The organism is Burkholderia sp. HMSC10F09 (genome assembly GCF_001806955.1).
Lineage (GTDB): Bacteria > Pseudomonadota > Gammaproteobacteria > Burkholderiales > Burkholderiaceae > Burkholderia > Burkholderia multivorans.
In genome coordinates, this window is the sequence record NZ_KV786569.1 from 1 (window position 1) to 502 (window position 502).

The window sequence follows — 502 nt, forward strand, 5'->3', positions numbered from 1 at the left end:
TCAGCCGGCACGCAATCACCGCGTACTCGCGATTCGCCGCCTCTTGCGGGTAGTGCGACAGCACGAACGTCTGCCCGGCGACCATGCCGCGCAAATTGCCCTTGCCGTGGGCCCTCAATCCCTGACACCGCCACGCCTGCATCTGCACCAGCGTGAGGTATTCCGCTTCGGTGCGCGGCTCGTTGTGCGCGCCGGAGAGTCCGGCCGCACCCGCTTGCGGCTGTGCGTAGTCACCCCACGAATAGCGCTCCTGATGGGCGAGGCCCGTATCGCGAGGATCTTCGCGCGCCACGGTCAGATTCGCGCGCGGCAACGTGTAGTCGTAGTCGACCGCCGCCACCGCGCCGGTCGTCAGCGCATGTGACACCGAGAATTCGTGGATATGTTCCTCGTCGATGCGCCGACTGTTCGGCGGTTCGTAGCGAAGCTCGGCATAGGCGTCGCCGAGCGGCTGGAGTGCTCCCATCGAATCGCAAAGGACGAGCCGATGCTTGCCTTCGCC

Annotated in this window: 1 protein-coding gene; it reads right to left on the reverse strand. The window is 65.9% G+C overall.

Going from position 1 to position 502, the window contains the following annotated elements; translation table 11 throughout:
* Nucleotides 1-502 (reverse strand): phage late control D family protein (locus HMPREF3115_RS05065; RefSeq protein WP_218079205.1); only part of this gene is annotated, 502 nt, incomplete at both ends.